The sequence below is a fragment of the Novosphingobium sp. genome, from assembly GCF_032093395.1.
In the GTDB taxonomy this organism is placed as follows: Bacteria; Pseudomonadota; Alphaproteobacteria; order Sphingomonadales; family Sphingomonadaceae; genus Novosphingobium.
The window spans coordinates 47,692-55,981 of sequence record NZ_DAMDBA010000022.1; the positions used below are offsets into that span (position 1 = coordinate 47,692).

The window sequence follows — 8,290 nt, forward strand, 5'->3', positions numbered from 1 at the left end:
GACAAGTCCTTCAGGGTAGGAACGGCGCGATCGGAAACGGCGGTTCCTGGATCGCTTCGCCGCGCTCCAGCTGGAAAACGGCGCGATTGTCGCGGGTGAATTCGGGCCACGGCAGGCTGCCGTCGCGAGCGAAGTCCACCCAGATACGGTGGACGCGATCGGCCAGTTCCTGCGGCGGCGCCTTCCCGCAAAGGCCCTCGGGACCGGTCGTGGTCGCCAGTGAGTCGAAGACGAACGGCAATTCCATGGCATGGGCCGCGCCCAGCCCGCCGAACAAGGGCGAGCACCACTCGAACTCGTACATATGCGTGCGCCCTTTGTGCTCCTCGGCAAAACGCCGAGCGGGCCAACGGAACACAAGATCATGCGCGGCATCGGTAAAGGCGTGGCCGGGCTTCATGCCTTTCCTGCCCATCCCATAAGCCTTGAGCAGCTTGCGCGCACGCGGATGGACGCGGTGGATCACGTAAGTCGCCAGCAGCCGCCCGATCTTCTCGCGCAGGCCGGTCGGCACGAAATAGAGGTTCATCTCCTCGGCATTGGTGCCGATCAGCAGATCGATCTCCGCCCCGGCGCCTGCCTTGAGCGCATCGAGCGGTTTCATCGGCAGGACATCGTCGCCATGCACCGGCACGAAACGGCTGATGCCGAAAACCGGCTCATGCCCTTCGGCATCGCGCAAATCGATCCTGGTCGTGGGCAGGCCGATCTTCTCCACCGCGTCCAGGAGTTCCGGGCCGGGCTCGACGCTGCGATATCCCGCAGCGTCCGGCGTGATCCGCAGCAGCTTCGCCAGCTTGCGGACCAGCCTTTGCGCCACGTCGATGTCCCGCGTCATGCGGCCGTGCCCGCTCTGGACGATGGCGCGGCGGAACAGGCCCTTGGCCAGCGGCGAGGCGATCAGGTCGGCAATCGCCATGGCCCCGGCGGACTCTCCGAAGACCGTCACATTGCCCGGATCGCCGCCGAACGCCACGGCGTTGCAGCGTATCCATTCGAGCGCGAACAGCATGTCGCGCAGGCCGAGATTGGTGGGAACGCCCGGAATCGGCAGAAAACCATCCACGCCCAGACGGTAGTTGATCGCAATGAAAACGATGCCGTCGCGCGCGAAGCTGCCGCCATCCTGAACCGGCGCGTCCTTGCTGCCGACGACGAAACCGCCGCCATGGATGAACACCATGACCGGACGGCGGCTGCCATCGCCGAGAGCCTGCGTCGGCGCACAGATGTCTAGCGTCAGATAGTCGTCACCTGGCCGCCAACCATGTCCCACCAGCGCGGCAGCGTCGAGGCCGGGTACCGCCTTGACCGTTTGAGGCGCATTCGGTCCGGAATCGAGCGCATCGCGAACGCCGTCCCAGGGCGTCGGATCCTGCGGCTCGGCAAAGCGGGCGCTCCCTACGGGCGGGGCCGCATAGGGAATGCCTCGGTATCGAACGACCTCTCCTTCAACGATGCCCCGTATCGCTCCCGCAGTCGTTCGGACGATCACCCTTTCGCACTCCCTTGCCGCTACCTTCTTTCCAACGAGGATAGCGGCTTGAGGTTCGCAGCCCATGTGCTTTGCTATGCAGATCGGCGCAATTCGATTGCCGTCCGACGCCTTCAGCCTACAGGAGCAAGCGCGGCCCGCTCCACCAGCATCAGCGCGTCGAGGGCGATGGCGCCCTGGCCGAGAGGGTGCAGGATCACCGGGTTGAGGTCGATCTCCGCAAGCGAAGGCTCCGCGGCCAGGATCGCGCCCACTTGCGAGACCAGCCGCGCGAGCGCCGGAACGTCCAGCGCGGGCGTGCCGCGATAGCCCGCGAGCAGCGGCGCACTTTTCAGCTGCATCAGTTCCGCCTCGATCTGCTCCACCGGCATGTCCGGCGTGAACAGGCGCACGTCCTGAAGGATTTCCGCAGTGACGCCGCCGAACCCCGCCAGAACCACCGGCCCCCAATCGGGGTCGTTTCGACCGCCGACGATCATCTCTAGTCCACGCGCGCCCATCTTCTCGATAAGAACGCCATCCAGCACGAGTGCGGCATCGTAGGCGCCGACATTGGCGTGGATCCGCTCCCAGGCCTCGGCAACCGCAGCGGCATCGGCAAGGTTCAGGATCACGCCGCCCGCGTCGCTCTTGTGCCCCAGAGCCGCGGCCTGCGCCTTCATGGCCACAGGATAGCCCAAGGCTTCGGCTGCGGAAACCGCCGCATCGGCACTATCCGCGAAACGGCCGGCAGGAAAGCTGAAGCCCAGCGGCCCGAGGAGTTCCTTCGAGCGATGTTCCGCAACGACGCCGTGATGGTCGGCAAGGCCAGGCACCGGCAAAGCGGCCGTGTCCGCAGTCGCGAGATCACGGCTCGCCAGCGCGCCGAGCCGGGCCATGGCACGGAACGCGCGTTCGGTGCTGGGGAAGCAGGGAATACCCTTCTCTCGTAGGGCCGCAATGTGCTCGGGCGGGATCGGCGCGCCTTCGTCGAGCCCGGCGAAGACCATCGGCTTGTCGATCGTCCGGTCTTTCAGCGCCGCCATGATGGCAGGCACCTTGATCGCGCAAGTCACCGGATCGGTCTGGATGATGCCCGCGATCACCCCGCCTACCCGCGGATCGTCTAGCAAGGCGGCCAGGGTATTCGTGTAGATCTCGGGCTGGCTGAGGCCCTGCGCGGTGATGTCCAGCGGATTGCTGACCGGGACGAAGGGCGGAAGCGCGGCGCGCAGGGCAGGCGAATCCGCATCGTTCAGCGGAGCCAGGACGATGCCCTGTTCCTCGGCCAGATCCAGGGTCAATGCCTTGAATGCGCCGGATTCGCCAAGCACCGCCAGGCTCTCCTGCGCGAGCGCGGGCGCGCGCAGCAGGATCTCGGTGATGTCGCCAAGTTCCTCCAGCGTTTCCGCGAAGACGACGCCGGCCCGCTCCACCTTGCGGCGCATGAGCTTGTAGTCGCCGGCCATGGCCCCGGTATGGGTGGCAGCCGATTCCCGGGCAGCGCTGGACTTGCCCGGGTGCAGCAGCACCACCTGCTTGCCCGCCGCCCGCGCGCGGCGCGCGGCGGCCAGGAAGCGCGCCGGACGGCGGAACTGCTCCACGATCATGGCGATGACCCGGGTGTTCTCTTCATCGACCAGCCAGTCGACATAGTCCTCCACGCCGCTCGCCGCTTCGTTTCCGGTCGAAACCGAATAGCTGATCGCCAGGTCGCGCGCCTGGAACGTAGTGCAGAGCACCGCCGCCATCGCCCCCGATTGCGAGACTACCGCCACCGCGCGGCGGCCCTCGGGCGCTATCGTATCGGTTTCCACGAAAGTCAGCGGAATGCCGTCCACGTGGTTGACGAGGCCAAGACAGTTCGGCCCCTCGATCACCATGCCGTGCTCGGCGGCAATCCGGGCGATCTCCGCCTGCTGGGCCTTGCCCTCTTCTCCCCCTTCGGCAAAGCCCGCCGAGAAGATGATCGCGGCCCCGCACTTGCGCGCGGCAAGCCCCCTTACCGCATCCAGCACGCCCGCCTGCGGAATCGCCAGCACGGCAACGTCCACGCCGCCGGGAAGATCGTCCACCGAGGCGAGGCACTTGCGAAAGCCGATCGCATCACGTTTGGGGTTGATGGGATAGACCTCGCCCGCGAACTCGTTGCGGTCGAGATTGCCGAGCACCGAGGCGCCAAGCGCCCCGGGCTTGTCGCTGGCGCCCACCACTGCGACCGAGCGCGGCCGCAGCAGGCGCGCGACGGCGTCCCTGGCAAGGGTTGTATCGTTCATCGCTGCCTCTCCCAAGGTCGGGCGCTCAACGCGCCTTGTTCAGATCGTAGGCGCCGAGACCGGGCTTGTAGGTCTTGTCGTCGATGAACTGGCGCGTGGCTTCCTTGCGGCCTTCCGCATCGTAGAAATTCGCTGCTTCCTGCGTGCGGACGAGGTAGTCCATCGAATTGTCGAACGTCATTTCGCTGACACGGCGGATAGCCCACTTGGTGCCGCGCAGCGCGACCGGGTTCTTGCCGAGCAGCACGGTGGCCACTTCGGTGACGCGTTCCCTGAGCTTGTCCGCAGGCACCGCCTCGTTGACGAGGCCCCATTCGGCAGCCTTCCGGCCGTCGATATTCTCGCCCATCATCGCGTGATACATCGCGTTGCGGAAGCCGGTCAGCTCGACGATGATCTTGCTGGCACCGCCGCCGGGCAGAATGCCCCAATTGATCTCGGAAAGGCCGAATTGCGCGTCTTCCGCCGCCACGGCCAGATCGCAGCCGAACAGCGGGCCATAGGCGCCGCCGAAGCACCAGCCGTTGATCATGGCGATCGTCGGCTTTTCATACCAGCGCAGGCGCTCCCACCAGCCATACGCCTCGCGCTGCGCCTTGCGGACGTGGCCAAGGCCCTTTTCCTCGTTCTCGCGGAAGTATTCCTTGAGGTCCATGCCCGCCGAGAATGCGGTGCCTTCGCCGGTCAGCACCAGAACGCCCACGTCCTCGCGGAACTCCAGTTCGTCGAGCACTTCCTTCATGCGCCGGTTGAGGCTGGGGCTCATGCAGTTGCGCTTCTCGGGCCGATTGAACGAAACCCAGGCGATACGATTTTCCACGGTATACGAGACGGTATCGTGTTCAGTGCGCTCTTGCATGGCTATCCTCTTTCCTTGATTGCTGTAATTCATAACAAACGAATTGTTATCGTCAATAGCATAATCATGTGAGGAACCATGACCGATCTTCTGGGGCAATTGCCCGGCTATGCGCTTCGCCGCGCCGCCAATGCCGTGATGGGTGAACTGGGAGACATCCTGGCCGATCAGGGCTTTCGCGTCACCGAGGCTGCGGTGCTGCTGCTGGTGCAGGATCGCTCGGACCTGACGAGCAGCCAGATCGGCAAGACGCTGGACATCCAGCGCGCCAACATGGTTCCCCTTCTCAACCGGCTGGAAGCGGCAGGCTGGATCCATCGCGAGCCGCTCGACGGCAAGTCGCTGGCGATCGTCCTCACCGCCGAGGGAAGCGAAAAAGTTGCCGAACTTGCCGAAGGTATCAAGGCGTTCGAGCAAAAGCTGTTAGAACGCGTACCCGCAGAGCATCGCGACCATCTGCTGCCGGCGCTGAATGCGATCTGGCGCTGAGATGCTGTTTGGAAAATGCCCAAGAGGGCATTTTATTGCGGCACCAGCCGCGAAATTCGCCTTCAGCGAATTTCCAAACGGACTCTAAGCAGCTTCAAGGGGCCGCCGGCTGCTCTCCACCAGTTGACGGAAGGGCAACTTCGATCTCGACGCGGCGGTTCTTCGAGCGGCCCTCCGGATCGTCGCTACCATCGAGCTTGCGGTTGGGCGCGATCGGACGGGCTTCGCCAAGGGCAATGACGGTCATGCGTTCCGCCTTCACGCCCTTGCCTGCCAGGTAGTCGCGCGCCGCTTCGGCGCGGCGACGAGACGCAGCGAGATTTTCCGCGTCGGAGCCACGGGAATCGCTGTGCCCCCAGATGGTGATCGGGCCTCCGGCCTGAAACGTCGGATTTTCGAGCAAGGCATCGATCAGCCCCTGTCCGGCAGCGTCGGGCTTCGCGCCTTTCGCCGGGTAGGGAACGACCAGATGGAACGGTTCGAGAGGCGGAGCCTCGCTCGTCCCCACATCGACATCCGCACGGATGATCGACTTCTTCGGTTCCTGCACCGGCTCATCCGGCGCCTCGCTGGCCACTGCTTCGGGCGCCGCAGTCTCGCTCACGGCCGCCTGATCCGTCTTTTCGCTGTCCCCCGGCGTTTGCCGACAGCCGCCGAGTGCTGCCAGCAGGATCAAGGATGCCGTAATCGGCGCGCTGTTGTTCATGCTATCGCCTCCCTGTTCTCGGAATCGTTGCGGCCGGGCTCCGGCTCCAGGCGTCGGGGCGGGCCGTAGGAAATGACGGTGTCGCCCGGCTGGGGCATCGGGCGCGAGGCGTGGGTGAAGAACAGGATCCTGCCCTCCTTGCGAAGCACGAACAGCATGTCGGCCTCGTCCGGCAGCGTCGCCTGCGCGTCTGCGAAATCGAACTGTTCGCTGATGCGGGTCTTGCGGAAAGTCCAACCAGCGCGTTCGTGCTCGGCAATTTCCTGCACCCCGATGCCGGAGGCGAACATCGCGCGTCCGCGCAGCGCCTCGGGCAGGCTGCGATGGTCCTCGTCATCCCCCATGCCGCCCAGCTGATAAACGGCATCCCTGCCGATATCCGGAGCGAATTCGTTGCAAACGAGCGCATTGTAAGCCTCGTTGTCGGTGGTGGCCACGAGAACCTGGAACTGCGCCAGATCGAGGCGCTCCTCGGTCGATTCCGCCAGGATCTCACCATGATAGGTGGCAATGCCGGCCTGCCGGGCCACGGAAAGGCGCTGCCAGCTGGTGTCGGCGATCATCACCGGCACGTCCAGTTGCCGCAGCTGATTGGCGAGGGACAGGCTCCACGAAGTGCTGCCCACGATCAGCAGGCCCTTCTTGCGGGCACCCGTGACTTTCAGCAAGCGCGCGACATAGCGGATGCTGAACCCATGCGCGACGATCGTGGCGACGACGACCGAGAAGGACAACGTCACGAGAATGCTGCCGTCGCCGTAGCCGAGTTGATCGAGCCGAAGCGCGAACAGGCCCGACATCGCCACCGCAACGACGCCGCGCGGCGCGATCCAAGCCACCAGCAGGCGCTCGTTCCAGGGGATCTTGCTGAAGGCCAGGCTAAGCAGCACCGTCGCCGGGCGCACCAGGAACAGCAGCGCCAGAAGGTAGGCGATGAAGCGCCATTCGAACTGGCGCAGCACGCTGAAGTCGAGCGATGCGGAAAGCAGTACGAACACGCCGGAGATCAGCAGAACGGTGACGTTCTCCTTGAACGGGTGGATGTCCCGTAGCGAATCCAGGCGCATGTTGGCGATGGCAACGCCCATCACGGTCACGGCCAGAAGGCCGGTTTCCTGCTGGATCAGGTTCGAAACCACGAAAGTGCTGATAACCGCGACAAGGAGAACCGGGGCCTTGAGGTATTCCGGAACGTGGCCGCGCGGGAAGGCCCAGGCGATCGCGCGCGCCGCGCCATAGCCGATGAGGCCGGCGACGACCGCGGCCGCCAGGAGCGCCGCTACCACCGAGAGCAAGGTGCCGCCGTCACCCACGCGGCGCAGATATTCGTAAGTGATGACGGCGCAGAGCGCACCGAAGGGGTCGTTGACGATGGCTTCCCACTTGAGGATCGCCCGTGGTCGAGGGGCGATATTGCTTTGGCGTAGCAGGGGAATGACCACCGTGGGGCCCGTTACTACCAGGATGCCCGCGAACAGAATTGCGACCGGCCATACCAGCCCGGCGATATAGTAGCAGGCCAGCGTGCCGAGCACCCAGCCCAGGGGAATGCCCACGACCATCAGGCGCGTCACCGCCCCTTCGGTCTTCCTGAGCTCGCGAAAATTGAGGCTGAGCCCTCCTTCGAAAAGGATGAGCGCAACCGCCACGGAGATCATCGGCTCCAGCAGATCTCCAAAGGTATGTTCGGGAACCACGAGGCCGGTGACGGGGCCTGCAATGACACCGGCTGCGAGCATGAGGGCGATGGCTGGCCAGCCGGTACGCCACGCGATCCATTGCGCGCCGGTACCCAGAATGCCGATCAGCGCGAAGACAAGGGCTTGCTGCTGCATAACGAAGGGGCATAACCATCTCGAACCCGGAAGGTAACCGTCCGGGCCGAATTTTCCCAAATTTGCATGCCTGGCTCTCGGGAATTGGCCGCCGGAGCGGGTGGACATGCCCTGCGAAGGGCGGCAATAGGGCAGCGCCCCCTCGCCGCCGCCCAAGGGAAGTCTTGCTGCGTGATCACCCCTAGCCGCCTGTTGCCACGTCGTGTCCGCGTGGCGCTGCGCCGTCATGGGCCGGAGGCGCTGGTCTGGCGGCGCCGGGTCGCCATCGTCGGCGGTGCCATCCTGGTCGGCCTGGTGGCGCTGGTTTTCGCGGAACTTGCGGACGAGGCCACCGCCCTGTTCCGCCGCTTCGCGGGCCGCTGGTGGTGGGCGCCCCTGATAGCGACACCGGCGGGATTTGCCGCGATCGCCTGGCTCACCCTGCGCTTCGCTCCGCTGGCGAAAGGATCGGGTATACCGCAGGTGATGGCAGCGACGAGGAACCCGGAAGGCTCGCTTTCAACCCTGGTTTCGCTGCGCGTGGCGCTGGCCAAGTTCTTCCTGACGATCGGTGGCCTTCTTGTCGGTGCCTCGGTCGGGCGCGAGGGGCCGACGGTCCAGATCGCCGCAGCCATCATGGGCCGCATGCATCGCATGCTTCGCGTCCCCTTG

General features: G+C 65.2%; 7 protein-coding genes. 2 read left to right on the forward strand and 5 right to left on the reverse strand.

Annotated features, from left to right (window positions below; genetic code table 11):
* Window positions 1-10: 10 nt before the first annotated feature.
* The 3 genes from RT424_RS10050 to RT424_RS10060 all read right to left on the reverse strand — a co-directional run bounded on the left by RT424_RS10050 (window position 11) and on the right by RT424_RS10060 (window position 4,609).
* The gene (locus RT424_RS10050) at window positions 11-1,495 is read right to left on the reverse strand and encodes a carboxylesterase/lipase family protein (RefSeq protein ID WP_313437166.1); all 1,485 of its coding nucleotides are present in this window, start codon (window positions 1,493-1,495) and stop codon (window positions 11-13) included.
* A gap of 113 nt (window positions 1,496-1,608) precedes the next feature.
* Window positions 1,609-3,750 (reverse strand): acetate--CoA ligase family protein, encoded by a 2,142-nt coding sequence (locus RT424_RS10055; RefSeq protein WP_313437169.1) that lies wholly within the window; start codon window positions 3,748-3,750, stop codon window positions 1,609-1,611.
* Between the two features lie 25 nt (window positions 3,751-3,775).
* Window positions 3,776-4,609: a p-hydroxycinnamoyl CoA hydratase/lyase gene (locus tag RT424_RS10060; RefSeq protein ID WP_313437172.1), complete on the reverse strand. Its 834-nt coding sequence runs from the start codon at window positions 4,607-4,609 to the stop codon at window positions 3,776-3,778.
* 78 nt (window positions 4,610-4,687) lie between these two features.
* Here RT424_RS10060 and RT424_RS10065 point away from each other — a divergent pair, with 78 nt between their 5' ends.
* The gene (locus tag RT424_RS10065) at window positions 4,688-5,098 is read left to right on the forward strand and encodes a MarR family transcriptional regulator (protein WP_313437175.1); all 411 of its coding nucleotides are present in this window, start codon (window positions 4,688-4,690) and stop codon (window positions 5,096-5,098) included.
* A 94-nt stretch (window positions 5,099-5,192) separates the two neighbouring features.
* On the opposite strand, the gene RT424_RS10070 is transcribed toward RT424_RS10065, so the two are convergent.
* Together RT424_RS10070 and RT424_RS10075 are read right to left on the reverse strand one after the other, a co-directional pair.
* Window positions 5,193-5,804 (reverse strand): OmpA family protein, encoded by a 612-nt coding sequence (locus tag RT424_RS10070; RefSeq protein WP_313437177.1) that lies wholly within the window; start codon window positions 5,802-5,804, stop codon window positions 5,193-5,195.
* Window positions 5,801-7,639, reverse strand: coding sequence for a sodium:proton antiporter (locus tag RT424_RS10075; protein WP_313437179.1), 1,839 nt, complete (start codon window positions 7,637-7,639; stop codon window positions 5,801-5,803). The genes RT424_RS10070 and RT424_RS10075 overlap by 4 nt, the downstream gene beginning before the upstream one ends.
* Before the next feature lie 171 nt (window positions 7,640-7,810).
* On the opposite strand from RT424_RS10075, the gene RT424_RS10080 reads away from it, so the two are divergent.
* Window positions 7,811-8,290, forward strand: a 480-nt coding sequence (locus RT424_RS10080; protein WP_313437181.1) for a chloride channel protein, incomplete at its 3' end; no start/stop codon positions are given.